Source organism: Nonomuraea sp. NPDC049419 (genome assembly GCF_040676995.1).
In the GTDB taxonomy this organism is placed as follows: Bacteria; Actinomycetota; Actinomycetes; order Streptosporangiales; family Streptosporangiaceae; genus Nonomuraea; species Nonomuraea salmonea.
Map to the genome: position 1 here is coordinate 137,205 of NZ_JBFAQB010000007.1, position 26,494 is coordinate 163,698.

The following is a 26,494-nucleotide window of genomic DNA, read 5'->3' on the forward strand; positions in this document are numbered from 1 at the left end:
CGTCCTGTGAGAAGCGCCGCCCAGCAGGTGGAGGCCGGGGTGTAAGGTTCAGATATGACTTGTCGTCGCTACGCGTTTACCGAGCCGGCTCCGGGAGAGCCGGTCGTCAGCTAGCGACCACCTGGAGTCGGCACGAGGCAGAGACCATCGTCTCTGCCTTTTTTCGTTCCCCCGCCGGCTCCAGGGGCCGGCCGAATGAGGAGTCGGGATGTCATCGACTTTGGAGCGGCAGGCGATCACGCTGGGCGGCCTGCCGGTGGGTGAAGGGCGCCCCGCGATCATCGCCACCCGCGTCAGCCTGCGCGGACGACCAGCCCACGAGGCGACCTCGGCACTGCCCCCGGGTCCGCCCGCTGCGGCGCCTGACGGGCGGTCCGCCGGGCTCGCGCAGGGGGTCACGCTCGTTGAGCCGGACACCGCGGCGGACCTGCCGGCGATCGCCGCGCATGCCGATGCGGTCGTCGTGGGGGCGTCGTGGACGCGGGACATCCCCCTCGTCCGGGCGGCGGCCGGGACGGGGCTGCCGGTCGTCGTGGAGCGGCGGCCGGGAGCGTCGCTCGAGGAGTGGCTGGGGCTGGCCGACTACTGCGCCGTCGAGGGCGACGGGCGGGTGATCCTGTGCGAGGGCGGGCGGCCCGATCTGGGTCTCGTACGCGCGGCGCGGGCCGCGTCAGAGCGTCCCGTGCTCGTGGACGTCACCGGCGGCCCGGAGCTCGCCGCCGCGGCCGTCGCCGCCGGGGCGGACGGGCTGGTGGCCGGCCCCGAGGGCCGCGCGCTCGCGGAGGAGGCCGTCACCGTCACCGGCGGGCTGCTGCGCCCCGAGTCGCCCGCCACGCTGCCCGAGTGCCGCGCCGCGATCGACCGGGTGGACGCCGCCCTGGCCACGCTGCTCGAACGCCGGGTGGAGCTGGCGGGCATCGTGCAGCGCATCAAGCCGGTGGGCGGCTTCGCAGGACGCGACATGGACCGCGAACGCGCCCTGGTCGCCAGAATGGCCAAGCGCGCCCCGTCACTCGGCGAACCCGGCCTCACCCCGATCATGAACGCCGTCATCGAGGCCGGCCTGCGCCTCGCGGAGCGCCGCACCACCCCCTGACCCGCGCTGACGCCCTCTGACGGGGCCCGTCCGCCGCAGGGGGCCGCGCGCCGCGCCGCCCCCTGACCGCCCTCCGACTGCCCTCCGACTGCCACGGTGACCCTGGCGGGTCAGCCGGGGGTGGGCTGGGAGAGCTGGAGGTTGTTCAGTGGGCGGCCGGGGCCGTCGGCGATCTGTTTGATGATCAGTTCGGCGAAGCGGCGGTAGCCGTCGCCGGTCGGGTGGTAGCTGCGGGCGTTGACGCGCAGCTCGCCCACCTCCATGGCGAGCCCGTTCAGGTACGGCGCGGGCTGCCCGACCTCGTGCCCGCTGAACGCCTCGTAGGCGTCGACGTACTCGGCGCTGCCGGGGGCGCCGAACGCGGCGATCGTCCGGTCGAAGTCCTTCACCACGGACCCGACCGTGTCGTTGAGCCGCCGCGTCACGCCGTTGAGCCACCGCTGGTCGGCCGCGCTCAGGTTGTCGACGGTGGCCACCGGGTCCTGGGGGAACGGCCGCGGGTAGCCGAGGACGATCACCCGCGCCTGCGGGGCCCGCACGCGCAGCTCCCTGAGCACCCGCAGCACGCTCGTACGCAGCTCGTCGATGCGCCGGTTGACCGCGGTCTCCTGGTCGACGCAGGCCGACGACCACGGCAGCTTCACGATGCACCCGGTCAGCACCTTGCTGAAGCCGGCGTCGTTGCCGCCGATGCTGAGCGTGACCAGGCTGGCGCCCGGCCCGACCCGGCTGATCTGGGGCGGCTGGCCGTGCTGCCCGGCGAGGAGCTGGCGGGTGGTGGCGCCGCTGCAGGCGTAGAAGGCGGTGCCGCCGCCGAAGCGGTAGGTCTCGGCGACGAGCGGCACGTACGAGCCGGTGGCCCGGTGGCAGCGGTCGGCGCCCTCGTTGACCGGCTGCCTGTCGAGGTCGTAGACCCCCTCGCCGGAGGAGTAGGAGTCGCCCAGCGCCACGTAGGCGCCGCTCTGGGCGGCCTGTAATGCGGTCAGGCGGGTCACCCGAGGCAGCTCGCCCGCGGGTGAGCCGGGCGGGCAGCCCGCGTCGAGCACCGCGCAGGAGAGCTTCGGATAGACCCCCAGGGGCAGGCAGGCCAGTGCGAGCGCCACGCCGATCGCGACCGCCGCTCCGGCCCTGATGAGCGACCCCCTGGTGCCGCGTCCAGCCTCGTCCAGCACGACCTCCCCGAGCGGCGACTCCTCACGACTGCGCCATCGAGACTACCCAGCCGATCACCGGGCCGGGTATGGCCGGGCGGGTCAGGCCCTGGGTACGGCGTCGCGACGGCGGCGTACCATCCGCCAGCCGAAGGCGATGCCGACGGCGAGCACCGGGATGAGGAAGAAGGCGACGAGCTGGTCTTCGTCGGCGAACGGCATCAGCAGCACCACCAGCGCGAGGAACCCGAGCGTCAGCCAGTTGGTGTAGGGGGAGCCGGGCATCGGGAAGGTGGAGCGGTGGCCGGAGCGGCGCAGGCGGATCTGGCACCACACCAGCACGCCCCACGTGGTGATGACGCCGAGCGAGGCGCAGGCGGTGGCGATGTTGAAGGCCCGCTCGGGCAGGAAGTAGAACAGCGCCACGCCGGCCAGCAGCATCGACGCGGTGAACAGGATGCCGCCCATCGGCACGTGGCGGGAGCTGAGCACGCCGGTGAAGCCCGGCGCCTCCTGCTTCATGGCCATCGAGCGCAGGATGCGGCCGGTGGCGTACAGGCCGGAGTTGCAGGACGACAGGGCGGCGGTGATCACGACGAGGTTCATCGCGTCGGCCGCCCAGGGCACGCCGAGGCCGGCGAAGACGGTCACGAAGGGTGAGGTGCCCGCGCTGTAGGCGGTCCACGGCAGGACCATGCAGAGCAGCGCGACCGAGCCGACGTAGAAGATCGCGATGCGCCACACGACGCCGTTGATCGCGCGGGGCATGATCTCGTGCGGCCTGGCCGTCTCACCGGCGGCGATGCCGACCAGCTCGATCGAGGCGTACGCGAACACGACCGACTGCAGGCTCATCAGCACCAGCGGGAACCCGGTCGGGAAGAACCCGCCGTGCGCGACCAGGTTGTGCGGCCCCGCGTCGCCCACCGCGAACACCACCAGCACCAGCCCCACGACCAGGAAGGTCGTGATGGCCAGCACCTTGAGCATCGCGAACCAGAACTCCAGCTCGCCGAACAACCGCACCGACAGCAGGTTGACGGTCATGACGATGCCGAGCGCGATCAGCGCCGTCAGCCACTGCGGCCAGGCGGGCGCCCAGTAGTGGATGTACGCGGCGATCGCCGTCAGCTCGGCGATGCCGGTGAAGGCCCAGTTGATCCAGTACATCCAGCCGCTGGCGAACGCGGCCCACGGGCCGATGAACTCGCCGGCGTACTCGACGAAGGAGCCCGAGACCGGGCGGTAGAGCACCAGCTCGCCGAGGGCCCGCATGACGAAGAAGGCGGCCAGCCCGGCGGCGGTGTAGGAGAGCACGAGCCCGGGCCCTGCGGCGGCCAGGCGGCCGCCCGCGCCCAGGAACAGGCCGACGCCGATCGCCCCGCCGATGGCGATCATCTGGACCTGCCGGTTACCCAGCGCCTTTCGGTATCCCTCGTCCGTCTCCGTGCGCACGGTGTCACTCCTCGGCTACTCAAGGTGACTTCCGAGGGTATCGGGTGCGGCGGGTGCGGGTGGCCCCCGGCACGCCGTTCCTGAGGCCGCAGGACCTGTCGGTGGCGCGGATTAAAGTCGGATCCGCACGTCCGTTCAGCGACTGGGAGGCGCGGTTACATGTCGTCCAGTGACTCGTTCGTTCACCTGCACGTCCACACCGAATACTCGATGCTGGACGGAGCGGCGCGGCTCAAGCAGATGTTCGAGCTGGCCGGCGAGCTGGGCATGCCGGCGATCGCCATCACCGACCACGGCAACATGCACGGCGCCTACGACTTCTACAAGCAGGCCACGGCGGCCGGGGTCAAGCCGGTCATCGGCATCGAGGCCTATGTGGCGCCCGAGTCGCGCCACACCAAGCGGCCGGTGCTGTGGGGCGAGCCGCACCAGCGCAAGGACGACGTCTCGGCGGGCGGCCACTACACCCACATGACGATCTGGGCCCGCGACAAGACCGGCCTGCACAATCTCATGCGGCTGTCCTCGCGCGCCTACACCGAGGGCTTCGTGCGCAAGTGGCCCCGCATGGACGCCGAGCTGATCGCCGAGCACGCCGAGGGCCTCATGGCCACCACCGGCTGTCCCTCGGGCGAGGTGCAGACCAGGCTGCGGCTCGGCCAGGACGACGAGGCGCTCAAGGCCGCCGCGAAATATCAGGACATCTTCGGCAAGGACAACTTCTTCCTGGAGATCATGGACCACGGCCTCGACATCGAGCGCCGCGTCCGCGACGGCCTGACCCGCATCAGCAGACGGCTCGGCATCCCGCCGCTGGTCACCAACGACTCCCACTACACCCACGAGTCCGACGCCGCCTCCCACGACGCGCTGCTCTGCATCCAGACCGGCAGGCAGCTGTCCGACCCCGACCGCTTCCGCTTCGACGGCACCGGCTACTACCTCAAGAGCGCCGGCGAGATGCGCGCGGTCGACTCCTCCGAGCTGTGGGCGGAGGGCTGCCGCAACACGCTGCTGGTGGCCGAGAAGGTCGATCCGAGCGGGTTCTTCGAGCACAAGAACCTCATGCCGACGTTCCCCGTCCCCGACGGCATGACCGAGAGCGAGTTCTTCCGCAAGACCGTCTGGGAGGGCATGGCCCGCCGCTGGCCGGAGGGCTACGACGAGCAGCACCGCAGGCAGGCCGAATATGAGATCGGCATCATCGAGCAGATGGGCTTCCCGAGCTACTTCCTCGTGGTGGCCGACTTCATCATGTGGGCCAAGCAGCAGGGCATCCCGGTCGGGCCCGGGCGCGGCTCGGCGGCGGGGTCGCTGGTGGCGTACGCGATGGGCATCACCGACCTCGACCCGATCCCGCACGGCCTGATCTTCGAGCGGTTCCTCAACCCCGAACGCGTGTCGATGCCCGACGTCGACATCGACTTCGACGAACGCCGGCGGGGTGACGTGATCCGCTACGTCACCGAGCGGTGGGGCGCCGACAAGGTGGCCATGATCGCCACGTTCGGCACCATCAAGGCCAAGGCCGCCATCAAGGACGCGGGGCGCGTGCTGGGCTACCCCTACGCGCTCGGCGACCGGGTCTCCAAGGCGTTCCCGCCCGCCGTCATGGGCAAGGACATCCCGCTGGCCGGCATCTTCGACCCCGATCACCCGCGCTACGCCGAGGCGGGCGAGCTGCGCCGCCTCTACGACGAGGACCCCGACGTCAAGGCCACGATGGACCTCGGCAGGGGCCTCGAGGGCCTGATCAGGCAGACCGGCGTGCACGCGGCCGGCGTGATCATGTCGCGCGAGGTGCTGACCGACCACATCCCGATCATGCGCCGCGACTCCGACGGCGCGATCATCACGCAGTTCGACTATCCGACGTGTGAGACGCTCGGCCTGCTCAAGATGGACTTCCTGGGCCTGCGCAACCTCACCATCATGGACGACTGCCTCAAGCTGATCGAGTCCACGACGGGCGAGAAGGTCGACCTGCCGGCGCTGCCGCTGGATGACCGCAAGAGCTACGAGCTGCTGGCCAAGGGCGACACGCTGGGCGTCTTCCAGCTCGACGGCGGCGGCATGCGCTCGCTGCTGCGCCTCATGCGTCCCGACAACTTCGAGGACATCTCCGCCGCGCTCGCCCTCTACCGCCCCGGCCCGATGGGCGCCAACTCCCACACCAACTACGCGCTGCGCAAGAACGGCCAGCAGGAGATCACGCCCATCCACCCCGAGCTGGAGAAGCCGCTCGAGGACATCCTCGACACGACCTACGGCCTGATCATCTACCAGGAGCAGGTCATGGCCATCGCCCAGCGGGTGGCCGGCTACTCCCTGGGCGCCGCCGACCTGCTGCGCCGCGCGATGGGCAAGAAGAAGAAAGCGGAGCTCGACAAGCAGTACGCCTCCTTCGAGCGGGGCATGAAGGACAACGGCTTCTCCGACGGGGCCGTCAAGGCGCTGTGGGACATCCTGCTGCCGTTCTCCGACTACGCCTTCAACAAGGCACACACGGCCGCCTACGGCCTCATCGCCTACTGGACGGCCTACCTCAAGGCCAACCACCCGGCGGCCTACATGGCGGCGCTGCTGACCTCGGTCAAGGACGACAAGGACAAGTCGGCCCTCTATCTCAACGAGTGCCGCCGCATGGGCATCACGGTCCTGCCGCCCGACGTCAACGACTCCGACTTCGACTTCACGCCGCGCGGCACCGGCATCCGCTTCGGCCTGTCGGCCATCCGCAACGTCGGCGCGAACGTGGTCGACGGCATCATCGCCGCCCGCAGGAGCAAGGGCCGCTACACCGGCTTCTCCGACTTCCTGCGCAAGGTGCCCGCCGTGGTGTGCAACAAGCGGGTGATCGAGTCGCTGGTCAAGGCGGGCGCGTTCGACTCGCTCGGGCATCGGCGCAAGGGCCTGGTCATGGTGCACGAGCAGGCCGTCGACGCGATCATCGACATCAAGAAGAACGAGGCCATCGGTCAGGACTCGCTGTTCGGGGCGCTCGAAGGGGGCGAGGATCAGACGTTCGACGTGCAGATCCCGCCGGGGGAGTGGGACAAGACCACGCTGCTGCAGTTCGAGCGGGAGATGCTCGGCCTCTACGTCTCCGACCACCCGCTGTTCGGCGTCGAGCACGTCCTGGCGGCGGGGGCCGACTGCTCGATCGCGGCCGTGCAGGACGACAGCCGCCCCGACGGGCAGGTGGTGACCGTGGGCGGCATCCTCAGCGGGGTGCAGCGCAAGATCACCAAGAAGGGCGACACCTGGGTGCTGACCCAGCTGGAGGACCTCGCGGGCTCGATCGAGGTGATGATCTTCCCGTCGGCCTATCAGCTGTGCTCGACGATCCTGGCCGAGGACGCGATCGTGTTCGTCAAGGGCCGCATCGACAAGCGGGAGGACGTCGCCAAGATCATCGCCATGGAGGTGACCGCGCCCGACCTCACCCAGGAGGCGGGCGGTCCCGTGCTGGTCAGCCTGCCGCTGACGCGCTGCACGCCGCCCGTCGTGGGCCGGCTGAAGGAGATACTCACCACCCACCCCGGCACGTCCGAGGTGCACCTCCAGGTGCGCAACGGGCCCAGGACGACGGTGCTGCGGGTGGACGACCGGCTGCGGGTCACGCCGTCGCCGGCGCTCATGGGCGACCTTAAACAGCTCCTCGGCCCGGCCTGCCTCAACGCGTGAGCGGCCTTCGGCAACCCTCGCCGTCGCCCGCCCGCCACGCGTGGGAGAGGATCACAACGTGAGCGAACTGCACTACCTGACCGCGACCGAGCTGGCCCGACTGATCAAGACCAGGCAGGTGAGCGCCGTGGAGGTCCTGCGCGCCCATCTCGACCGCATCGACGAGGTCAACCCCGCCGTCAACGCCGTCGTCACCCTCGCCGCCGGCCACGCGCTCGAAGCCGCCGGGGCGGCCGACCGGGCACTCGCGGCCGGCGAGCCCACCGGGCCGCTGCACGGGGTGCCGGTCGCGCACAAGGACCTGCACGACACCGCCGGCATCCGCACGACGTACGGCTCGCCGCTGTTCGCCGAGCACGTGCCGGAGCAGGACGATGTGATGGTGCGCCGCCTGCGCGCGGCCGGCGCGATCACCGTGGGCAAGACCAACACCCCCGAGTTCGGCACCGGCTCCCACACGGTCAACGAGGTGTTCGGCGCCACCAGGAACCCCTACGACCTGTCGAAGTCCGCCGGAGGCAGCAGCGGGGGAGCGGCGGTCGCGCTGGCCACCGGCATGGTCGCGCTGGCCGACGGCTCCGACATGGGCGGCTCCCTGCGCAACCCGGCCTCGTTCTGCAACGTCGTCGGGCTGCGGCCGACGCCGGGGCGCGTGCCCGCGCCGTCCGACACGGCCGCCTGGTACACGCTGTCGGTGCCGGGGCCGATGGCGCGCACGGTCGAGGACGTGACGCTCATGCTCGGGGCGGTCGCCGGGTTCGACCGGCGCTCGCCGTACGCGATCAAGGAGGTGTTCGCGCCCGAGCCGGAGCAGGGCGTGGCCGGGCTGCGGGTGGCGTGGAGCCCCGACCTGGGCGGGCTGCCGGTCGATCCGCGCACGGCGGCGGTCACCGCGACCGCGCCCGCCGTGTTCGAGGGGCTCGGCGCCCGCGTCGAGCAGGTCGAGCTCGACCTGGAGGGCGCCGACGACGCGTTCAGGACCTACCGCGCCTGGTTCTACCTGCTGGCCCACGGCGACAAGAGCGGCCTCGGCCCCAACACCGCCTGGAACGTCGAGCAGGGCCGCAAGGTCACCGGCGCCGACCTGGCCAGGGCCGAGATCGCGCGCAGCCGCCTCTACCAGCGCATGGCCGCCTTCTTCGACACCTACGACGTGCTGATCGCGCCGGTCAGCCAGGTGCCGCCGTTCCCCGTCGAGCATCCGCACGTCAGCGAGATCAACGGTCACAAGCTGCCCGACTACCTGTCGTGGATGCGCTCGGCGTACTGGGTCAGCGTGCTGCACGCGCCGGCCGCGTCGGTGCCCGCCGGGTTCACCCCCGAGGGGCTGCCGGTGGGCGTGCAGATCATCGGGCGGCCGTTCGAGGACGCCAGGGTGCTGCGGGTGGCGCGCGCGTTCGAGCTCGCCACGGGCCACGCCAGGCGGCGGCCCGCGCTCTAGCGCCAGACGCCGGTGTGCGGGCCGCCGGGCTCGATCCCGTACGGCTGCCGCAGCGGCGACTCGCGGTAGCCGTGCATACCTTCGAGCAGCGCGAAGAACCCCACGGCGAGCAGCGGCCAGCACACCAGCACGCCCTTGGCGGTCAGCTCCAGCGCGCCGGGGACGATCGACACCCCGGGCGCGGCGTTCGCCGCCACGGCGGCCTCCACCGTGACCGCCCCGATCGTCACCGAGGACCCGATCCAGAGCGTCAAGAACGCCGCAAGCACCCCGCCCGCGCAGAGCCCGAGCAGCACCGGCAGCATCCACCGCCGTGCGATGAACCAGGCGACGCCGCCGCACACCAGCCCGAGCCCGCCGGTGATCACCGCGAACCAGCCGTCGGCCGCGATCAGCGCCTGCGTGGTGGGGTCCGCGAGCACCGGCTCGCCCTGCCCGACGACCTGGTAGGGGGCCCGGGGCGTCAGCCCTGACCAGAGCAGGCCGGCGGCGGCTCCGAGAGTGGCGAGAGTGAGGACAGTTACCGCAAATGCGCGTACTTCCCTCGCCACGCGACTCCCCCTCACATGTACGTCCGAATCAGCTTGATGGTATCTCCCGGTTAGGCTCACTTCGTGATTGCAGAAGAGGTCTGGCAGATAGAACCCTCCGGCCCGCTCCGGGGTGACGTCGAAGTACGCGGTTCCAAGAACGGCGTGTCCAAGCACATGGTCGCCGCCATGCTCGGCGACGGCGAGAGCAGCATCCACAACGCCCCCGAGGTCGGCGAGGTCGAGATCACCGCCGCCATGCTGCGCGCCCTGGGCATCGACGTCGAGATCTCCCGTACGGAGATCAGGATCGAGCGGGGCGCGGCGATCGAGCCCCGGGTGCCCGACGCGTTCACCGGCCTGAACCGCATCCCCATCCTCATGCTCGGCCCCCTGCTGCACCTGGCGGGTGAGGCGTTCGTGCCGCTGGTCGGCGGCGACCCCATCGGGCGGCGGCCGGTCAACTTCCACGTGGACGCGCTGCGCGCCATGGGCGCCGAAGTGGAGGTGCAGGACGCCGGCATCTACGCCAAGGCGGGCCGGCTGCACGGCACCCGCATCGAGCTGCCGTACCCGAGCGTGGGCGCCACCGAGACCGTGCTGATGTCGGCGGTGCTGGCCGACGGCAAGACCGTGCTGAAGAACGCCGCCACCGAGCCGGAGGTGGTGGAGCTGGCGCTGTTCCTGCAGCGGATGGGGGCGCGGATCGAGCTGTCGCCCGACCGCAGGATCGTCATCGAGGGCGTCGAACGCCTGCGCGGCGCCTCCACCTGGCTTAATGGCGACCGCATCGAGGCGTTCTCCTACCTCGCGGCGGGGCTGATCACCCAGGGCGAGGTACGCGTGCACGGCTGCCCCCAGGATCGCCTCGTCACCGCCATCACCACGCTGGCCAGGATGGGCGCCAGGTTCGACATCAACGACGAGTACCTGTGCGCCACCGCGCCCCCCGAGGGCCTGCGCTCGGCGGCCGTGCAGACCGACACCCACCCCGGCTTCATGACCGACTGGCAGACGCCGCTCATGGTGCTGTTCACCCAGAGCCAGGGCATGTCCGTGCTGCACGAGACGGTCTTCGAGAACCGCCTGGTGTACGTGCCCGCGCTGCAGAAGATGGGCTGCGAGATCGAGGTGTTCGACCAGTGCCTCGGCGGCCCGGCCTGCCGCTACCACGACACCAACGCCCGCCACTCTGCGGTCGTGCGCGGCGTGTCCAAGCTGAGGGGCGCCGACGTGACGCTGCCCGACATCAGGGCCGGCTTCTCGGCCGTGCTGGCCGCCGCCGTCGCCGACGGGCCCTCCACGCTGCGCGGCGTGCACCACATCGAACGCGGCTACCACCGGCCGTTCGAGCAGTTCGCGTCCCTCGGTCTGAACATCCGCAGGCAACGGTAAAGAGCTCGCAGCCGGGCGTTTGCCGCTGATCGGGACGTCGTACACATCTGACGTGAGCGTACTCAGATCCATCGGGGCTCTCGGGCTGGCGGGGGCGCTGGGCGGGCTGCTGGCGGCCGCGCTGGCCGTCCCGGTGGTGAGCGGGGGCGGCCTCGCCGCGAAGAACGCCGTCAACACCTTCGTGGACCTGCCGCCCGCTCCGCGCGAGGAGCAGCTCGCCCAGGTGACCAGGCTGCTCGACAGGAACGGCCGGCCGTTCGCGCAGTTCTACGAGGCCAACAGGACGACCGTGCGGCTCGGCGCCGTCGCGCCCGTGATGCGCCAGGCGATCGTGGCGATCGAGGACGCCCGCTTCTACGAGCACGGCGGCCTCGACGTCAGGGGCACGCTGCGAGCGCTGCTGACCAACACCCAGGCGGGCGGCATCCGGCAGGGCGGCTCGTCCCTGACCCAGCAGCTCGTCAAGAACATCTTGGTGGAGAGCGCGCGCACCGACGCCGAGCGCGACAAGGCCCGCGCGCCCAACCTGGCCCGCAAGATCAACGAGCTGCGGCTGGCGCTCGCGCTGGAGCGCAAGTACCGCAAGGACGAGATCCTGGAGCGCTATCTCAACATCGCCTACTTCGGGGCGGGCGCCCACGGCGTGCAGGCGGCGGCCAGGCGGTTCTTCTCCACCTCCGCCGCCCGGCTCACGCTCACCCAGGCGGCCACGCTGGCGGGGGCGGTGCGCATGCCGTACTCGACCGATCCCTCGCTCGGGAGCGCGCACCGCGAGCGGCTCAAGGGGCGGCGCGACCTCGTGCTCGACCGCATGGCGGGGCTCAAGCTGATCAGCCAGCAGGAGGCGGCGCAGGCCAAGAGCTCGCCGCTCGGGCTGCGGCTGCGGCCCGAGCCAGGCGGCTGCGCCCAGTCCGAGTACCCCTTCTACTGCCTGTACGTCCAGCAGGAGCTGCTCACCAACCCCGTCTTCGGCAACACCGCCGCCGAGCGGCGCCGCCGCATGGCCAAGGGCGGCATGGTGGTCAGGACCAGCCTCGACCCCGTCGCCCAGCGCGCCGCCGAGCAGGCCATCCGCCGGCACGTCTCGCCCGAGGACACCGAGGTGGCCGCCGAGGCCATGGTCGAGCCGGGGACCGGCCGCATCAGGGCGATGGCCGCGAGCAAGCGCTTCGGCCGCAACCCGGGCGACCGCAAGAACGGCCCCAGGACCACCTTCAACCTGCCGGCCGACGTCGCCCACGGGGGCGGGCAGGGCTTCCAGGCGGGCTCGACGTTCAAGGTGTTCACCCTGGCCACCGCCTTGCAGCAGGGCTGGCGCTTCGGCGACGGCTTCCAGACGCCCGGCGCCTTGTCGCCGTCCCAGGGTTACCGGAACTGTGACGGCCGCTCCGTCAACGACCCCGACACGCGCATCACCAACGCCAGCGGCGAGGGCGACGGCGGGCCGCACAGCATCGAGACCGGCACCTGGAAGTCGGTCAACATCTTCTACATGATGCTGGAGCGCAAGGTCGGGCTCTGCAACGTCGTCAAGACCGCGAAGAAGCTCGGCGTCGTCAGGGCCGACGGGGCGCCGCTGCGGGAGGTGCCGACGTTCACGCTCGGCATCAACGAGATGGACCCCGTGACGGTGGCGGCCTCGTTCGCGGCCTTCGCGGCGCGCGGGCTCTACTGCCGGCCGCTCGCCATCGTGGAGATCACCGGCAGGGACGGGCGGCGTACGCACGTGCCGCCCTCCTGCGAGCAGGCCATCGAGCAGCGCGTCGCCGACGCCGTCAACCACGTGCTGACCGGCGTCTTCGACAAGGGCACCATGCAGGGGCAGAGCATCGGGCGGCCGGCCGCGGGCAAGACCGGCACCAACAACGGCTACACCTCCGCGTGGTTCGCCGGGCACACGCCCGACCTGGCGGCGGCGGTCAGCGTGGGGGACATCAGGGGGTCGTACAAGTTCCCGCTGCGGGGCGTGCAGATCGGTGACCGGCACTATGGGGCGGTGCAGGGGGCGTCGCTGCCGGGGCCGATCTGGGTGGAGTCGATGCGCCGGGCATTGCGCCGTACGGAGCCGCGCGGCTTCCCCAAACCCGACATGTCCCGCTTCGGCGGCGGCCACACGCCGGGCCTGGAGCAGGCCCTGGCCGACGAGGAACGCAGGAAGCGCCGCACCCACCCGTTCCTGCGCCGCCACCGCCGCCTGTTCGAGTGGCTGATGGGCCGGGACGAAGTGATCTCCCCAAGGCAGGGCCGCACGGAGCTCACCTTCGACTGGCCCCCACGCGACCGCCACCGCCCGGCCACCCACACCCCACAACAGGTCTCTCCCGGAAGGGCGCCGGCTCCCGGCAGCGCACCGGCTCCAGAAAGGCCGCAGGCCCCTGAGAGGGCGCAGGCCCCGGCTCCCGCGCGCCCTCCGGCCCGCTCCCAGCCCGCCCGCTCGCAGCCTGCCCGTCCCCAGCCTGCCCGTCCCCAGCCCGCCCGTCCCCAGCCGGCCCGGCAGGACGGCTCCGTCGGTCGCGTTCAGCCGCAGGGGTCGGAGGAGGGCTCAGGTCGTTCACAGCCGTCTGGACGGTCGCGTCCCGACGGTCAGGGCGGCGCTCATCCAGGGCGTGATCGTCCCGGAGGGAACGGCGGGCCGCCGCAGGGTCATCGGCCCGGGTGACGTGCTCTCACCCTAGGCGGCTCTGCCGATGGGGGCCGTCACGGCGCGGGTGAGGGTGATGAGGTTGGCGGGGGCGGTCTCGATCTGGAGGCCGCGTTTGCCGGCGGAGAAGTAGATCGTCTCGAAGTCGAGGGCTGAGGAGTCGACCACCGTGGGGAGCTGTTTGCGCTGGCCCAGCGGACTGATGCCGCCGACGACGTAACCCGTGACGCGCTCGACCTTGGCGGCCTCGGCCATCGCGGCCCGCTTGCCGCCGAGCGCGCCGGCCAGCGCCTTGAGGTCGAGCTTGCCGGCGACGGGCACGACGGCCACGGCCAGCCCGCCCTCGACCTCGGCGACCAGCGTCTTGAAGATCCGCTCGTAGGGGACGCCGAGCGCGTCGGCGGCCTCCTCGCCGTAGGCCTGCGCGTCGGGGTCGTGGTCGTAGGGGTGGAGCGTGAACTCGGCCTTGGCCCTGGTCAGCGCCATGGTGGCCGGAGTGCCGCCCTTACCTTTGGGTTTGCTCACGACACCCCAGTGTAGCGAATCTACATTGTAAAGGCCCGGCCGGGGGTGTACCCGAACGCCTTCCTGAACACGTCGATGAACGCGCTCGCCGACGCCCACCCGCACCGGTGCGCGACCACCGTCACCGGCACCCCGTCGGCCAGCAGCAGGAGCGCGTGGTGCAGCCGGAGCTGGGTGCGCCATTGCGGAAAGCTCATGCCGAGCTCGGCCCGGCACAGGCGGGCGAGCGTGCGCTCGCTGGTGCCGGCGCGGGCGGCGAGCCTGGCGAGGGTGCTGGTGTCGGCGGGGTCGCGGTGCAGGGCGGCGCAGACGGCGGCCAGCCGGGGGTCGCGGGCGGTGGGCAGGTGCAGGGGCTGCTCGGGGGCGCGCCGGAGCCGGTCGAGGAGGACGGCGAGGAGCCGGCCGCGCTCGGGCTCGGGCGCGGGCGGCTCGCCGGTGTAGGCGATGATCAGCTCGCGGAGGAGGGGCCCGACGGCGAGCACGGCGGGCCTGGCCAGGCGCAGCGGGTCGCCGGTGAGGCCGACGAGGCGCAGGTCGGTGTCGCCGTGGGCGCGATGCTCGTGCACGGTGCCCGCGGGCACCCAGATGGCCCGGTTGGCGGGGGCGACCCAGGTGCCGGCGTCGGTGGTGACGGACAGGACGCCGCGGCAGGCGTACACGATCTGGTGGGTGTCGTGCCGGTGGGCGTCGATGCCGCCGCCCGAGGTCAGGGGACGGCGTCCGGTGGGAGCCTCGGGCAGGTGGCGGATTTCCGACATGATTTGGCATTTTATCGGAAGCGTGCCAGCGTCGTCCGCAGGAATCATCGAAGGCGTGAAGCGGATCCCCATGCTCGCCGCGGGCCATGCCTGCGTGGACTTCTACCAGGGCGCGGTCCCGGCGCTCGTGCCGTTCCTGGTGGCCGGGCGCGGTTACGGGTACGTCGCGGTGTCCGGCATCGTGCTGGCCGCCACGCTGCTGTCGTCGATCGTGCAGCCGCTGTTCGGGGTGCTGACGGACCGGTGGCGGATGCCGTGGCTGATCCCGGTGAGCATGGTGGTGTCGGGGGTGGGGGTGGCGGCGGGCGGTTTGTCCGACTCGTACGCGCTGACCTGGCTGGCCGTGGCACTGTCCGGACTCGGCGTGGCCGCGTACCACCCGGAGGCGGCCCGCCTGGCGCGGATCGCGAGCGAGGGCGGCCACGTGCGGATGAGCTGGTTCTCCCTCGGCGGGACGCTGGGCTTCGCCTCGGCGCCGGTGCTGGTGACGCCGCTGCTGGCGGCGGGCGGCCTGGGCGCCTCGCCGTTCCTGGTGCTGCCGGCCGTGCTGGGCGCGCTGGCGACGTCGCCCGCGGTGCGTTCGCTGTCGGGCGGCGCGCGGACGCCGGGAGCGGTGGCGGCGGTGCGGGGGCGCGACGACTGGCCGGCGTTCGCCAGGCTGACGCTGGTGATCGTCTTCCGCTCGGTGGTGTACGTGGGGCTGAGCGCGTTCGTGGCCCTGCTGATGGGCGGGGGAGCGGCAGGGGCGGTGGCGCTGTTCGTGCTGTTCGCGGGCGGCGCGGTGGGCACGGTGCTGGGCGGCAGGCTGGCGGCGCGGTGGGGGCGGGTGCGGACGATGCGGCTGGCGTACGCGCTGGCCGTGCCGGCGGTCGCGGGCGCGGTGCTGGTGCCAGGCCCGGCCGCGTACGTGTTCGTGGCGGCCTCCTCGATCGCCCTGTACGCCCCGTTCTCCCTGCACGTCACGCTGGGTCAGGACCTGCTGCCGAGCCGGGTGGGCACGGCGGGCGGGGTGACGCTGGGCCTGGCGGTGAGCGTGGGCGGGCTGGCGAGCCCGCTGGTGGGCGCGGTGGCGGAGGCGTCGTCGCTGCGGACGGCGCTGGCCTGCCTGATCGTCTTCCCGGTGCTGGCCTGGCTGCTGGCCCGCACGATGAAGGAGCCCGTCGCCGAGGTCAGCCGCGGGTGAACAGCCGCAGCACGTCGGTGTTGTCGCGCTGCGTCGGGTCGAGCCTGGTCGAGGTGACGCGGGCGGCGAGCGGCAGGCGGCGCGGCGCGTCGGCGGCGACGTGCACGCGTGCCTTGATCCTGACCGGCCGTCCGGGACGGACGGCCGGGATGAGGCAGGTGGCCTGGCGGCGGGTGGGCGCGCAGGCGACGCCGTGCACGGCGGCCAGCGCGGCGCCGCGCGGCGCGGCGATCGTGACGGGTACCCGGGTGGCTGCCATGAGCCCGCGCATGGTGACGGTGGCGGTGACGGTCGTGGTGCGGCCGCGCCTGACGGGCCTCGCGGGCCTGGCGGGGCGGCTCAGCTTGACGGACAGCGCGTCGTAGACGCCCTTGGGGTCGGCCTTGCCGACGATGGCGCCGTAGCCTTCGAGGTTGAGCGCGGTGGCGACGGAGTTGCCGTCGGCCTCGCCGTCTTCCTTGCCGGCCGAGAGCACGCCGATGAGGTCGCCGGTGTTCTTGAGGAACCAGGGGCCGCCGGAGTGGCCCTTGTAGAGGTGGCAGTTGTGCGTCTCCATGCGTCCGCTTCCGGCGGGGCGGCCGGTGGCGTTGGCGGCGAGCATGGTCTCCGTCCGGGCGACGCCGGCGGACTGCCGGGTCCTGCCGAGGCACCAGAGCTGGTCGCGCCCGTCGTACGGCTCCCTGCCGAGCAGCCCGGGATAGCCGGTGGTGGCGATGGTGTGCCTGCCGCCCTGGTTGAGCATGGGGGTGAAGGCGCCCACGGCGTCCTGGAGGGTGCGCTCGCGCCTGCCGACCTCGATGAGGGCGATGTCGTAGCTGGAGTTCCAGTCGCCGCCGTGCAGGCCGGTGTAGCCGTCGGGCTTCCAGGCGCGCCGGCCGCCCCACCGCCCGTACGGCTCGCGCCCCCGCAGGCCGGCGGCGCGCCCGTCGTAGGCGGGGATGAACAGGAAGTTGCGGTGCCACTGCCCGGTGGCGGTGCCTTCCGCGACGCTGTAGACGCAGTGGGCGGCGGTGGCGATGAGCAGCTCGCTGGCGGAGCGTACGACGGAGGCGGTGCAGGAGTCGGGCTGCCCTCCCGCGTTGATGAAGAAGAGCCGGCCGCTGATGCGGCTGTAGGGGACGGCGGTGTACGGCCTGCGGACGCGGGCGTAGCCGTTGACGTCGCCGCCGGGGGTGAGGCGCTTGGCGGTGGGCACGCTGAGGGGCGCGGCGGTGCGCGCGGCTCCCTTGGGGCTCTTCGGCAGGTCGGCGGCTCTGGCCTCGGCCTGTTTGGCGGCGGTCCAGTATCTGACGGCCTGCCCTGGACGCATGAGCGGCGAGGACGCGGCGCCCCAGACGGGCGGCGGGGCCTGGTGCTCGGTTTCCGCGGAGAAGAGGGGCGGCTGGTCGGCCGTGGCGGGCGGGGCGGCGAGCCCGGTGAAACCGGTGAGTCCGGCCAGCGTGGTGACGAGAGTTCTGCGCACTATGTCCCCCGAACCGTTCGACATACCTTTTGGTCACTCTAAGTCACCATTAGGGGACGATGTGTGGTCAGGGGTGGCGTGTCGGGCGTCAGCCGGCGGCGGCGTCGCCCTGGTGGGGGAGCAGTCCGGAGGTGCGGGCCTCGGCGGGCTCGCGGTCGGGGCGCAGCCCGCGCCAGGAGGGGTGGCGCAGCCGGCCGTCGCCGGTGACCTCGGCGTACTGGACCTCGCCGACCAGCTCCGGGCGTACCCAGTGGGCGTCGCGGGCGTGCTCGCGCGGCACCTCGTCGCCGAACGGGGGGCCGGGCAGCTCCAGCGGGGCCAGCCGGTCGCGCAGGTCGCGCAGCACCTGGTCGGTGAAGCCGGTGCCGACGTGGCCGACGAACCGCAGCCGGCCCGCGTCGTCGTACGCGCCGAGCAGCAGCGACCCGATCGTGCCCGAGCGCCGCCCGCTGCCCGGCTTCCACCCGCCGATGACGACCTCGGCGGTGCTGACGTTCTTGACCTTCGTCCATTCGCTGCTGCGCCGTCCCGGCCGGTACGGCGAGGCGAGCCGCTTGCACACGACCCCTTCGAGCCCGAGCTGCTGCGAGGACTCGAAGGCGCGCTGGGCGTGGTCGGTGAACCAGACGGGCACCTGCCACCGGTAGCCGGGCGTGAGCGTGCTCTCCAGCAGCGCGCGCCGCTCGGTGTAGGGCCGCGCGACGGTGACGGCGTCGTCGAGGTGCAGGATGTCGAAGGCCATGTACGTCACCGGCACCGTCCTGGTCAGCGCGGCCACGGCGGCCGGGTTGCGCTGGTGCATGCGGGGCTGCAGGGCCTCGAAGCTGGGCCGCCCCGCGTCGTCGAAGGCGACGATCTCCCCGTCGATGACCGCGTCGTGGCCGCCGGTGGCGGCGGCCATGAGCTGGAGCTCGGGGTAGGCGGGCGTGATGTCCTTGGCGTTGCGCGACATCAGGCGGACGGCGCCGTCCTCGACGTAGGCGAGGGCGCGCACGCCGTCCCATTTCATCTCCACGGCCCAGCCGGGGCCCTGGACGGAGGTCAGGGTGCCGGCCTGGGCCAGCATGGGCGTGTAGACCGGCAGCCGGACCATGGTGCATGCCGTACCCCGCCCGCTTGATCGACAGTGGCGGGCAGGGGTCTACAGATGGTCAAGCGGCCTGTCTTCCGTGCGTTCCACGAGCTCGGCGAGGTCCACGCCGTGCTCGCCGAGCTCGGCGACGGTGGCGCAGTATCCGCGCAGGTAGGTGCGGCCGTTGACGCGGTGGGAGACACGCAGGAGCGGGCGATCGTCCAAGATGATCGCCTCGACGAGCAGGCCGTCAGGCCCGTGCCACTGTCCCATGCCGGTAAGGGTAAAGGTCCGGACATAATGGACAGATAATGTCGGACGTCGCCGCCGGCGGCCCGCCCCCGGCCCCGCGCCGCGCGGCAGCGGGATATCGTGGGCAAAAATCACGCGACGTCACCTTGTAGTGCCGCAAAGTTTTTCTTGAGGAAGTGCGTTAGAGGGCGCGCCTGCGGGGCAGCGGAGTTTCCCTTGGCTTTCCCCGGCCGTGGCCGTACCCCCGTGACGGCCACGGCGCCGGCCCCGGCAGGCCCGGTCCGGGGTCAGGACGGCCGCGAGGGGCGTGCGTCGGCGAGCGCCGCCCCCCGCGGCCGTCGGCTCTCCACGGCGGGGCGTCCCTCGGGCGAGCAGCCTGTCCGCATGGTGGACGCCGCCTGAATCGGAGCCCGGACTCCGTAGACTGTGGGGGTGATTTCCCGTATCGACATGCGCGGTTCCCTGCCGGCGAACCTGCGCGACGTGCTGCCCCGCGCCGAGCTCGACGTCGAGGCCGCCCTGGAGAAGGTGCGGCCCATCTGCGACGAGGTGCGCCATCGCGGGGCGGCAGCCGTACGGGAGCTGACCGCCAGGTTCGACGGTGTCGAGATCGCCTCCGCCCGCGTCCCCGCCGATGCCGTGCGCGACGCGCTGGCCGGGCTCGACCCCCGCGTGCGCGCCGCGCTGGAGGAGTCGATCAGGCGGGCCAGGCTGGTCCACCGCGACCAGCGGCGCACCGACGTCACCACCCAGGTCGTGCCGGGCGGCACGGTGTCCGAGCGGTGGGTGCCCGTCGACCGGGTGGGCCTCTACGTGCCCGGCGGCCGCGCGGTCTATCCGTCGAGCGTCGTGATGAACGTCGTGCCCGCCCAGGAGGCGGGCGTCGGCTCCCTGGCGGTGACGAGCCCCGCGCAGAAGGAGTTCGGCGGGCTGCCGCACCCCACCATCCTGGCCGCGTGCGCGCTGCTCGGCGTGGACGAGGTCTACTCCGTGGGCGGGGCGCAGGCGGTGGCGATGTTCGCCTACGGCACCGAGGAGTGCGAGCCCGCGACCATGGTGACCGGCCCCGGCAACATCTGGGTGGCCGCGGCCAAGCGGCTGCTCAAGGGCCGCATCGGCATCGACTCCGAGGCCGGCCCCACCGAGATCGCGATCCTCGCCGACGAGAGCGCCGACCCCGTCCACGTCGCCGCCGACCTGATCAGCCAGGCCGAGCACGACACAATCGCCGCCGCCGTGCTGGTCACCACCAGCCCCGAGCTGGCCGACGCGGTCGAGAAGGAGCTGCCCGGCCAGGTCTCGGCCACCCGCCACTCCGAGCGCATCACCGAGGCGCTGAGCGGCCGGCAGTCCGGCATCGTGCTGGTGAGCTCCATCGACGACGGTCTCAAGGTCGTCGACGCCTACGCCGCCGAGCACCTGGAGATCCAGACCGCCGACGCGGCGGCCGTGGCGGCGCGGGTGCGCAACGCCGGGGCCGTCTTCGTGGGCCCCTACTCCCCGGTCTCGCTCGGCGACTACCTCGCCGGCTCCAACCACGTGCTGCCCACCGGCGGCTGCGCCTGCCACTCCAGCGGCCTGTCGGTGCAGTCGTTCCTGCGCGGCATCCACGTCGTCGACTACACCCGCGAGGCGCTCGCCGGGGCGGCGGCCCACGTGTCGGTGCTCGCCGACGCCGAAGACCTGCCCGCACACGGCGCCGCGATCCGCGCCCGATTCGACTGGCGAGTGCCGACGGAGACCGCGTGAACCTCGACGACCTGCCCATCCGCGACGATCTGCGCGGCAAGACGCCCTACGGCGCGCCGCAGATCGACGTCCCCGTGCGCCTCAACACCAACGAGAACCCCTACCCGCCCTCGCCCGCGCTGGTCGCCGACCTGGCCGGGGAGATCGGTGAGCGGGCCGGCGAGCTCAACCGCTACCCCGACAGAGACGCGACCGAGCTGCGCGCCGACCTGGCCGCCTACCTCGGTCACGGCCTGACGACCGCGCAGGTGTGGGCCGCCAATGGCTCCAACGAGGTGCTCCAGCAGATCCTCCAGGCGTTCGGCGGCCATGGCCGCACCGCCATCGGGTTCGAGCCCTCCTACTCCATGCACCCGATCATCACCGGCGGCACCAGCACCGAGTGGATCAGGGCGACGCGCGAGGAGGACTTCTCGATCGACCCAGGCAAGGCGGTCGCCGCGATCGAGGAGCACCGCCCCGACGTGGTGTTCCTGACCTCGCCCAACAACCCGACGGGCACGGCGCAGCCGCTGGAGACGATCGAGGCGGTGCTGTCGGCGGCTCCCGGCATGGTGGTGGTCGACGAGGCCTACGCCGAGTTCGCCCGTGAGGGCACGCCGTCGGCGCTGACCCTGCTGCCCGCCCACCCGAGGCTGATCGTCACCAGGACGATGTCGAAGGCGTTCGCGATGGCCGGCACCCGCGTCGGCTATCTGGCGGCGCACCCGGCGGTGGTCGAGGCGCTGCTGCTGGTGCGGCTGCCCTACCACCTGTCCACGCTCACCCAGGCGGCGGCGCGGGTGGCGCTGCGCCACCGCGGCGAGCTGCTCGGCACGGTCGACGCGCTGCGCCGCGAGCGTGACGACACGGTGGCCTGGCTGCGCGGCAAGGGCCTTCAGGTGGCCGACTCCGACGCCAACTTCGTGCTGTTCGGGCGCTTCCCCGACCGGCGCAGGGTGTGGGAGGGGATGCTGGAGCGCGGCGTGCTCATCCGCGAGGTGGGCCCGCCCGAGTGGCTGCGTGTGTCGATCGGCACGGGCGAGGAGATGGCGGCCTTCCGCGCCGCCCTGGAAGGAGCAATGTGAGCCGCGTAGGTCGCGTCGAGCGTGTCACGAAGGAGACCTCGGTCCTGGTGGAGGTCGGCCTTGACGGCACCGGCCGGGTCGAGGTGGCCACCGGGGTCGGCTTCTACGACCACATGCTGGCGCAGCTCGGCAAGCACGGACTGTTCGACCTGACGGTCAAGACCGAGGGCGACCTCCACATCGACTCCCACCACACGATCGAGGACACCGCGCTGGCGCTGGGCGCCGCGTTCCGCGAGGCGCTGGGCGACAAGTCCGGCATCCGGCGGTTCGGCAGCGCGTCGTGCCCGCTGGACGAGTCGCTCGCCCAGGTCACCGTCGACCTGTCGGGCCGCCCCTACCTCGTGCACGCCGAGCCCGAGGGCATGGCGCCGATGATCGGCCCCGAATATGACACGACGATGACCCGCCACATCCTGGAGTCGTTCGTCGCGCAGGCGGCCATCTGCCTGCACGTCCACGTGCCCTACGGCCGCAACGCGCACCACATCGTCGAGGCCCAGTTCAAGGCGCTGGCCAGGGCGCTGCGCGAGGCGTCCGAGCTCGACCCGCGGGCCAGCGGGGTGCCGAGCACCAAGGGCGTGCTATGACCGACAACCTGCTCGCCGGGGTGATGGTGTTCATCGGGCTGTTCCTCGGCGGCGGTGTGTTCTCCCTGGCCAGACAGGGGCTGAAGATCGGCGCGGCGATCTGCGCGGTCGGCGCGGTGATGGCGATCACGGCGGGGGTGTTGTGGTGGTGAAGAAGAACATCGTGGTGCTCGACTACGGCTCGGGCAACCTGCGCTCGGCCGAGCGGGCCCTGGCCAGGGCGGGCGCCGAGGTGACGGTGACGTCCGACGTGCGGGCCGCGCAGGAGTGCGACGGCCTGGTGGTGCCGGGCGTGGGCGCGTTCGCGGCCTGCATGGAGGGCCTCAAGTCGGTGCGCGGCGAGCAGATCATCGGCCGCCGCCTGTCGGGCGGCCGGCCGGTGCTGGGCATCTGCGTCGGCATGCAGATCCTGTTCGCGCGCGGCGTCGAGCACGGCGTCGAGACCGAGGGCTGCGGCGAGTGGCCGGGCACGGTCGAGCGGCTGGAGGCGCCCGTGCTGCCGCACATGGGCTGGAACACGGTCAAGGCGCCCGCCGGCAGCGTGCTGTTCGACGGGCTCGACGCCGACACCCGCTTCTACTTCGTGCACTCCTACGGCGTGCGCGACTGGGTGCTGCGGCCTGGCGACGGGTTCGCCGAGCCGGTCGTCACCTGGGCCGAGCACGGCGTGCCGTTCGTCGCCGCCGTGGAGAACGGCCCGCTCATGGCCACCCAGTTCCATCCGGAGAAGTCCGGCGACGCCGGAGCCACCCTGCTGCGAAACTGGCTGAAGGCGCTGACGTGAGCAAGGAGCGTGCGCGCCGCAGGGCGGAGCGGGAGGCCGAGCGGGCGCGCGCGATCCGGGCCAACGAGGAGCGGCAGGCCCGCGCGGCCAGGCGCCGCGCCCTGCTGACCCGCCTGACGCCCCGTCCCATGGCACGGCCGGTGCGCTTCTACCGGCAGGGCGGCCTGCTCGCCCGCCGCCACCGTGCCCAGAACGCCGTGGTGGCGCTCGGCTTCCTGCTCGTCCAGGTGATCGCGTGGCTGGTGTGGGGGTCGTTCCCGATCAGCTTCGCGGTCCTGGTGCTGTCGGTGCTGTTCGTGCCCGTAGTCGTGACTCTCGCTTTCGACCGGAGGACCTGAATGTCTCTCACATTGCTGCCCGCCGTCGACGTCGCCGACGGCCAGGCCGTACGCCTGGTGCAGGGCGAGGCCGGCACCGAGACCGGCTACGGCGCGCCGCTGGCCGCCGCGCTGGCCTGGCAGGAGGCGGGCGCGGAGTGGGTCCATCTCGTGGACCTCGACGCCGCGTTCGGCCGGGGGAGCAACCGGGAGCTGATCACCGAGGTGATCGGCCGGCTCGACGTCAACGTGGAGCTGTCCGGCGGCATCCGCGACGACGACTCCCTGGCAGCGGCCCTGGCCACCGGCTGCAGGCGGGTCAACATCGGCACCGCCGCGCTGGAGAACCCGTCCTGGTGCAGCAAGATCATCGCCGAGCACGGTGACCGCATCGCGGTCGGCCTCGACGTGCGCGGCACCACGCTGGCCGCCCGCGGCTGGACCGAGGACGGCGGCGACCTGTGGGAGGTGCTCGACCGGCTCGAGGCCGACGGCTGCCCCCGCTACGTCGTCACCGACGTCACCAAGGACGGCATGCTCCAGGGCCCCAACCTCGACCTCTACCGCCGCATCCTGGCCCGCACCGACAAGCCCGTAGTGGCCAGCGGCGGCGTTTCCAGCCTCGATGACCTGGTCTCCCTGGCTTCCCTCGTCCCCGACGGACTGGAGGGCGCCATCGTGGGCAGGGCCCTGTACGCTCACGCGTTCACCCTGGAAGATGCGCTTGCCGCGGTACGCGTGTAGCCGTGCCGGGAGGGGGCGAGATGAGTATCAGCAGCATCGGCATGGAGAGCACCGGTTACCGGGTGTTCTCGGGCGGCATCTGGGAGGAGAAGTACGGTTACGCCCGCGCGGTGGTGGCGGGCGGGCGAGTGATCGTGTCCGGCTGCACGGCCACGGTCGACGGAGAGGTACGCCACGTCGGAGACCCGTATCGGCAGGCCCTGACCTCGATCGAGATCGCGCTCGAAGCCGTCCTGATGGGCGGCCTGACACGTGAGGACGTCGTCATGGTCCGCTACTACGTGGTGGAACAACGTCACTTCGACCCCGTGGGCAAGGCGATCCACGAGGTCTTCGCCAAGGTGCGCCCCGCGTGCACCGGCGTACGGGTGGCCGGGCTGGTCGACCCGAGAATGCTGGTAGAGATCGAGATCGAGGCACTGCGAACATGACCGTGGCGGTAAGAGTCATCCCCTGTCTCGACGTGGACGCCGGGCGCGTGGTCAAGGGCGTCAACTTCGAGAACCTGCGCGACGCGGGCGACCCCGTCGAGCTGGCCAGGCGCTACGACGAGGAGGGCGCCGACGAACTGACCTTCCTCGACATCACCGCCTCCTCAGGGGAGCGCGAGACCATGCTCGACGTCGTGCGCAGGACGGCCGAGCAGGTCTTCATCCCGCTGACCGTGGGCGGCGGCGTGCGGTCGGCCGACGACGTCGACCGGCTGCTGCGGGCGGGCGCCGACAAGGTGTCGCTCAACACGGCCGCCATCGCCAGGCCCGAGCTGCTCACCGAGGCGTCCAGGCGGTTCGGCGCGCAGTGCGTCGTGCTGTCCGTGGACGCCAGGCGGGCGCCCGGGACGGCCAGCGGCTTCGAGGTGACCACTCACGGCGGGCGGCGCGGCACCGGCATCGACGCGGTGGAGTGGGCGGCCAGGGGTGAGGAGCTGGGCGCCGGCGAGATCCTGCTCAACTCGATGGACGGCGACGGCACGCTCGACGGCTACGACCTGGAGATGCTGCACGCGGTCAGGGCGGCCGTGCGGGTGCCGGTGATCGCCAGCGGCGGTGCCGGCCGCCTGGAGGACTTCCCTCCGGCCGTGGCGGCGGGTGCCGACGCGGTGCTGGCGGCCAGCGTGTTCCACTTCGGCACGCTGAAGATCTCCGAGGTCAAGGAGACGCTCAGGAACGCGGGCCACCCCGTCCGCTGAGCGGGGCTCAGAACACCCGCAAGTGGTGGAAGAGCTCGTAGGAGGTGTCCTTGCCGGCGAACGCCGCGGCCTCGGACCGCTTGACGGCCAGATACGCGCTGCGCCGCAGCGGTCCGAGCGCCTCCATGAGCACCTCGTCGGCCTCCAGCGCGTCCAGCGCCTCCTCCAGCGAGGACGGCAGGCGCGGATAGCGGCCCGGCCGGGTGTCGGGGTCGACCTCCACCGCCTCGCCCGGGTCGAGCTTGCGCCGGATGCCGTCGAGGCCGGCGTGGATGACCGCGCCGAGCGACAGGTAGGGGTTGGCCGCCGAGTCCGACGGCTTCAGCTCCAGGTTGGGCTCGCCGCTCTCGCCCAGCGGGGAGCAGACGCGCACGGCGGCCTCGCGGTTGTCGGGGCCGTACACCGCGTACGCGCTGGACCACATGCGCGGCGCCAGCCGGCGGAAGCCGTTGACGCTGCCGCAGGTCAGCGCCGTCAGGGCGGGCAGGTGGGCGAGCAGGCCGCCGATGAAGCCGTCACGCACCTCGTTGTCGGAGGCGAAGACGTTGCGCGTGTCGCTCCACAGTGACAGGTGCAGGTGGGCGCCGTTGCCGGCCTGGTCGGCCAGCGGTTTGGGGGCCAGCGAGGCCCACATCTGCATGCGCAGGGCCACGCCGCGCACGGTCTCGCGGTAGAGGACGTGGTTGTCGGCGGCGCGCAGCGCGGGCGCGTGGCGGATCGACAGCTCCTGCTGGCCGGGGCCGAGCTCGGGATGGTAGTGCTCGACGCGCAGCCCCTGCGTCTCCAGCGCGCGTACCAGCTTGATCGCGTAGTCGTGGGCGGTGTCGAACCCGATCGCCGCGTAGCAGAGCGAGTCGTCGATCGGCACCAGCCGGTCGGGCCCGCCCGACGGGTCGGGCAGCCGGCGGCCGAGCGTGAACTCCGGCTCGAAGGCCGCCTCCAGCGTGTAGCCCTCGGCGCGCAGCTGCGCGACCGCGTCCTTCAGGAACGTGCGGGGGCAGGCCCCCCACGGAGAGCCGTCGGGCATGCGCAGGTCCGACAGCATCGCCGCGGCGCCGGGCGCGTACGGCAGCGGGACGTAGGTGGTGGCGTCGGGGACGATGCGCACCTCACCCACCGGGCCCATGTGCTCGACCTCCTGCAACTGGTCGAGCATGTTCATCGCCATCATGGCCACCGTGTGGCCGATGCCCGAGCTGAGCCGCTCGGCCAGCCGGGACCGTGCCGCCGCCTTGCCGCGGATCACGCCTCCGTGGTCGGCGTACAGGAAACGGATCAGCTCGATGCCCTCGAGCTCGGCTCGTTCGAGGACGCGCCGGGCGGCGGCGTCGAGCTGATGAGGTCTGGTGCCGGTGAGGCGATCTGTCATCCTGTCTGCGTAACACGATTGGGCAGCGCGGGGAAGC

24 protein-coding genes are annotated in these 26,494 nt (G+C 72.2%); 15 read left to right on the forward strand and 9 right to left on the reverse strand.

Annotation, left to right across the window (positions count from 1 at the left end; translation table 11 throughout):
- Positions 1-208 precede the first annotated feature (208 nt).
- A complete protein-coding gene (locus AB0K12_RS22550; RefSeq protein ID WP_364564294.1) occupies positions 209-1,096 on the forward strand; it encodes a chorismate mutase in 888 nt (295 codons plus the stop codon).
- A gap of 110 nt (positions 1,097-1,206) precedes the next feature.
- Here the strand turns inward: AB0K12_RS22550 and AB0K12_RS22555 are convergent, their stop codons facing one another.
- Together AB0K12_RS22555 and AB0K12_RS22560 are read right to left on the reverse strand one after the other, a co-directional pair.
- Positions 1,207-2,268 carry an SGNH/GDSL hydrolase family protein gene (locus tag AB0K12_RS22555; protein ID WP_364564297.1) on the reverse strand — a complete coding sequence of 354 codons (1,062 nt, stop codon included), beginning with the start codon at positions 2,266-2,268 and terminating at the stop codon, positions 1,207-1,209.
- A gap of 81 nt (positions 2,269-2,349) precedes the next feature.
- Complete coding sequence (locus AB0K12_RS22560; RefSeq protein WP_364564299.1) at positions 2,350-3,702, reverse strand: amino acid permease; 1,353 nt, start codon at positions 3,700-3,702, stop codon at positions 2,350-2,352.
- Positions 3,703-3,861: 159 nt separating this feature from the next.
- Between AB0K12_RS22560 and dnaE the strand changes: the two genes are divergently transcribed.
- Positions 3,862-7,389: a DNA polymerase III subunit alpha gene (gene dnaE, locus AB0K12_RS22565; protein WP_364564301.1), complete on the forward strand. Its 3,528-nt coding sequence runs from the start codon at positions 3,862-3,864 to the stop codon at positions 7,387-7,389.
- A 58-nt stretch (positions 7,390-7,447) separates the two neighbouring features.
- Positions 7,448-8,830 carry an amidase gene (locus tag AB0K12_RS22570; RefSeq protein WP_364564303.1) on the forward strand — a complete coding sequence of 461 codons (1,383 nt, stop codon included), beginning with the start codon at positions 7,448-7,450 and terminating at the stop codon, positions 8,828-8,830.
- Here the strand turns inward: AB0K12_RS22570 and AB0K12_RS22575 are convergent.
- Entirely contained in the window at positions 8,827-9,381 is a 555-nt protein-coding gene (locus AB0K12_RS22575; RefSeq protein ID WP_364564306.1) for a hypothetical protein, read from the reverse strand. The genes AB0K12_RS22570 and AB0K12_RS22575 overlap by 4 nt on opposite strands.
- A gap of 63 nt (positions 9,382-9,444) precedes the next feature.
- Between AB0K12_RS22575 and murA the strand changes: the two genes are divergently transcribed.
- Together murA and AB0K12_RS22585 are read left to right on the forward strand one after the other, a co-directional pair.
- Positions 9,445-10,755, forward strand: a complete 1,311-nt coding sequence (gene murA / locus AB0K12_RS22580; RefSeq protein WP_364564308.1) for a UDP-N-acetylglucosamine 1-carboxyvinyltransferase — start codon at positions 9,445-9,447, stop codon at positions 10,753-10,755.
- A 52-nt stretch (positions 10,756-10,807) separates the two neighbouring features.
- Positions 10,808-13,414 (forward strand): transglycosylase domain-containing protein, encoded by a 2,607-nt coding sequence (locus tag AB0K12_RS22585; protein ID WP_364564311.1) that lies wholly within the window; start codon positions 10,808-10,810, stop codon positions 13,412-13,414.
- A gap of 12 nt (positions 13,415-13,426) precedes the next feature.
- Here the strand turns inward: AB0K12_RS22585 and ybaK are convergent, their stop codons facing one another.
- Together ybaK and AB0K12_RS22595 are read right to left on the reverse strand one after the other, a co-directional pair.
- On the reverse strand, positions 13,427-13,882 hold the full coding sequence (ybaK, locus tag AB0K12_RS22590) for a Cys-tRNA(Pro) deacylase (protein WP_364564996.1): 456 nt from the start codon (positions 13,880-13,882) through the stop codon (positions 13,427-13,429).
- Positions 13,883-13,941: 59 nt separating this feature from the next.
- Entirely contained in the window at positions 13,942-14,679 is a 738-nt protein-coding gene (locus AB0K12_RS22595) for a helix-turn-helix transcriptional regulator (RefSeq protein WP_364564315.1), read from the reverse strand.
- 55 nt (positions 14,680-14,734) lie between these two features.
- Between AB0K12_RS22595 and AB0K12_RS22600 the strand changes: the two genes are divergently transcribed.
- On the forward strand, positions 14,735-15,862 hold the full coding sequence (locus AB0K12_RS22600; protein WP_364564317.1) for an MFS transporter: 1,128 nt from the start codon (positions 14,735-14,737) through the stop codon (positions 15,860-15,862).
- On the opposite strand, the gene AB0K12_RS22605 is transcribed toward AB0K12_RS22600, so the two are convergent.
- From AB0K12_RS22605 to AB0K12_RS22615, 3 genes are all read right to left on the reverse strand, one after another.
- Positions 15,849-17,324, reverse strand: coding sequence for a trypsin-like peptidase domain-containing protein (locus AB0K12_RS22605; RefSeq protein ID WP_364564320.1), 1,476 nt, complete (start codon positions 17,322-17,324; stop codon positions 15,849-15,851). The two genes, AB0K12_RS22600 and AB0K12_RS22605, sit on opposite strands and share 14 nt — an antisense overlap.
- 88 nt (positions 17,325-17,412) lie before the next feature.
- A complete protein-coding gene (ligD, locus tag AB0K12_RS22610) occupies positions 17,413-18,417 on the reverse strand; it encodes a non-homologous end-joining DNA ligase (protein WP_364564322.1) in 1,005 nt (334 codons plus the stop codon).
- 48 nt (positions 18,418-18,465) lie between these two features.
- A complete protein-coding gene (locus tag AB0K12_RS22615; RefSeq protein ID WP_345401409.1) occupies positions 18,466-18,669 on the reverse strand; it encodes a hypothetical protein in 204 nt (67 codons plus the stop codon).
- A gap of 411 nt (positions 18,670-19,080) precedes the next feature.
- On the opposite strand from AB0K12_RS22615, the gene hisD reads away from it, so the two are divergent.
- The 9 genes from hisD to hisF are packed head-to-tail and all read left to right on the forward strand — an operon-like array spanning position 19,081 to position 25,088.
- Positions 19,081-20,397: a histidinol dehydrogenase gene (hisD, locus tag AB0K12_RS22620; protein ID WP_364564326.1), complete on the forward strand. Its 1,317-nt coding sequence runs from the start codon at positions 19,081-19,083 to the stop codon at positions 20,395-20,397.
- A complete protein-coding gene (locus AB0K12_RS22625) occupies positions 20,394-21,464 on the forward strand; it encodes a histidinol-phosphate transaminase (RefSeq protein WP_364564329.1) in 1,071 nt (356 codons plus the stop codon). The genes hisD and AB0K12_RS22625 overlap by 4 nt, the downstream gene beginning before the upstream one ends.
- Complete coding sequence (gene hisB, locus AB0K12_RS22630; protein ID WP_364564331.1) at positions 21,461-22,054, forward strand: imidazoleglycerol-phosphate dehydratase HisB; 594 nt, start codon at positions 21,461-21,463, stop codon at positions 22,052-22,054. The genes AB0K12_RS22625 and hisB overlap by 4 nt, the downstream gene beginning before the upstream one ends.
- Positions 22,051-22,206, forward strand: a complete 156-nt coding sequence (locus AB0K12_RS22635; RefSeq protein ID WP_355420772.1) for a hypothetical protein — start codon at positions 22,051-22,053, stop codon at positions 22,204-22,206. Before hisB ends, AB0K12_RS22635 begins: the two co-directional genes overlap by 4 nt.
- On the forward strand, positions 22,203-22,838 hold the full coding sequence (gene hisH, locus AB0K12_RS22640) for an imidazole glycerol phosphate synthase subunit HisH (protein WP_364564334.1): 636 nt from the start codon (positions 22,203-22,205) through the stop codon (positions 22,836-22,838). Before AB0K12_RS22635 ends, hisH begins: the two co-directional genes overlap by 4 nt.
- Positions 22,835-23,176 (forward strand): hypothetical protein, encoded by a 342-nt coding sequence (locus tag AB0K12_RS22645; protein WP_355420775.1) that lies wholly within the window; start codon positions 22,835-22,837, stop codon positions 23,174-23,176. The genes hisH and AB0K12_RS22645 overlap by 4 nt, the downstream gene beginning before the upstream one ends.
- The gene (priA, locus tag AB0K12_RS22650) at positions 23,177-23,899 is read left to right on the forward strand and encodes a bifunctional 1-(5-phosphoribosyl)-5-((5-phosphoribosylamino)methylideneamino)imidazole-4-carboxamide isomerase/phosphoribosylanthranilate isomerase PriA (RefSeq protein WP_345401424.1); all 723 of its coding nucleotides are present in this window, start codon (positions 23,177-23,179) and stop codon (positions 23,897-23,899) included.
- A 20-nt stretch (positions 23,900-23,919) separates the two neighbouring features.
- The gene (locus tag AB0K12_RS22655; protein ID WP_355420781.1) at positions 23,920-24,330 is read left to right on the forward strand and encodes a Rid family hydrolase; all 411 of its coding nucleotides are present in this window, start codon (positions 23,920-23,922) and stop codon (positions 24,328-24,330) included.
- Positions 24,327-25,088 carry an imidazole glycerol phosphate synthase subunit HisF gene (gene hisF / locus AB0K12_RS22660; RefSeq protein WP_345401430.1) on the forward strand — a complete coding sequence of 254 codons (762 nt, stop codon included), beginning with the start codon at positions 24,327-24,329 and terminating at the stop codon, positions 25,086-25,088. The genes AB0K12_RS22655 and hisF overlap by 4 nt, the downstream gene beginning before the upstream one ends.
- Positions 25,089-25,095: 7 nt before the next feature.
- On the opposite strand, the gene AB0K12_RS22665 is transcribed toward hisF, so the two are convergent.
- Positions 25,096-26,457, reverse strand: coding sequence for a glutamine synthetase family protein (locus tag AB0K12_RS22665; protein ID WP_364564341.1), 1,362 nt, complete (start codon positions 26,455-26,457; stop codon positions 25,096-25,098).
- Between the last annotated feature and the right edge of the window lie 37 nt (positions 26,458-26,494).

Excerpts from the sequence above, each read along its gene's own strand:
- AB0K12_RS22615 (WP_345401409.1), bottom strand. The coding sequence starts at position 18,669 with ATGGGACAGTGGCACGGGCCTGACGGCCTGCTCGTCGAGGCGATCATC.
- ybaK (WP_364564996.1), bottom strand. The coding sequence starts at position 13,882 with ATGGCGCTGACCAGGGCCAAGGCCGAGTTCACGCTCCACCCCTACGAC.
- priA (WP_345401424.1), top strand. The coding sequence starts at position 23,177 with ATGTCTCTCACATTGCTGCCCGCCGTCGACGTCGCCGACGGCCAGGCC.
- AB0K12_RS22635 (WP_355420772.1), top strand. The coding sequence starts at position 22,051 with ATGACCGACAACCTGCTCGCCGGGGTGATGGTGTTCATCGGGCTGTTC.
- AB0K12_RS22595 (WP_364564315.1), bottom strand. The coding sequence starts at position 14,679 with ATGTCGGAAATCCGCCACCTGCCCGAGGCTCCCACCGGACGCCGTCCC.
- AB0K12_RS22665 (WP_364564341.1), bottom strand. The coding sequence starts at position 26,457 with ATGACAGATCGCCTCACCGGCACCAGACCTCATCAGCTCGACGCCGCC.
- AB0K12_RS22655 (WP_355420781.1), top strand. The coding sequence starts at position 23,920 with ATGAGTATCAGCAGCATCGGCATGGAGAGCACCGGTTACCGGGTGTTC.
- hisF (WP_345401430.1), top strand. The coding sequence starts at position 24,327 with ATGACCGTGGCGGTAAGAGTCATCCCCTGTCTCGACGTGGACGCCGGG.
- dnaE (WP_364564301.1), top strand. The coding sequence starts at position 3,862 with ATGTCGTCCAGTGACTCGTTCGTTCACCTGCACGTCCACACCGAATAC.
- AB0K12_RS22550 (WP_364564294.1), top strand. The coding sequence starts at position 209 with ATGTCATCGACTTTGGAGCGGCAGGCGATCACGCTGGGCGGCCTGCCG.
- ligD (WP_364564322.1), bottom strand. The coding sequence starts at position 18,417 with ATGGTCCGGCTGCCGGTCTACACGCCCATGCTGGCCCAGGCCGGCACC.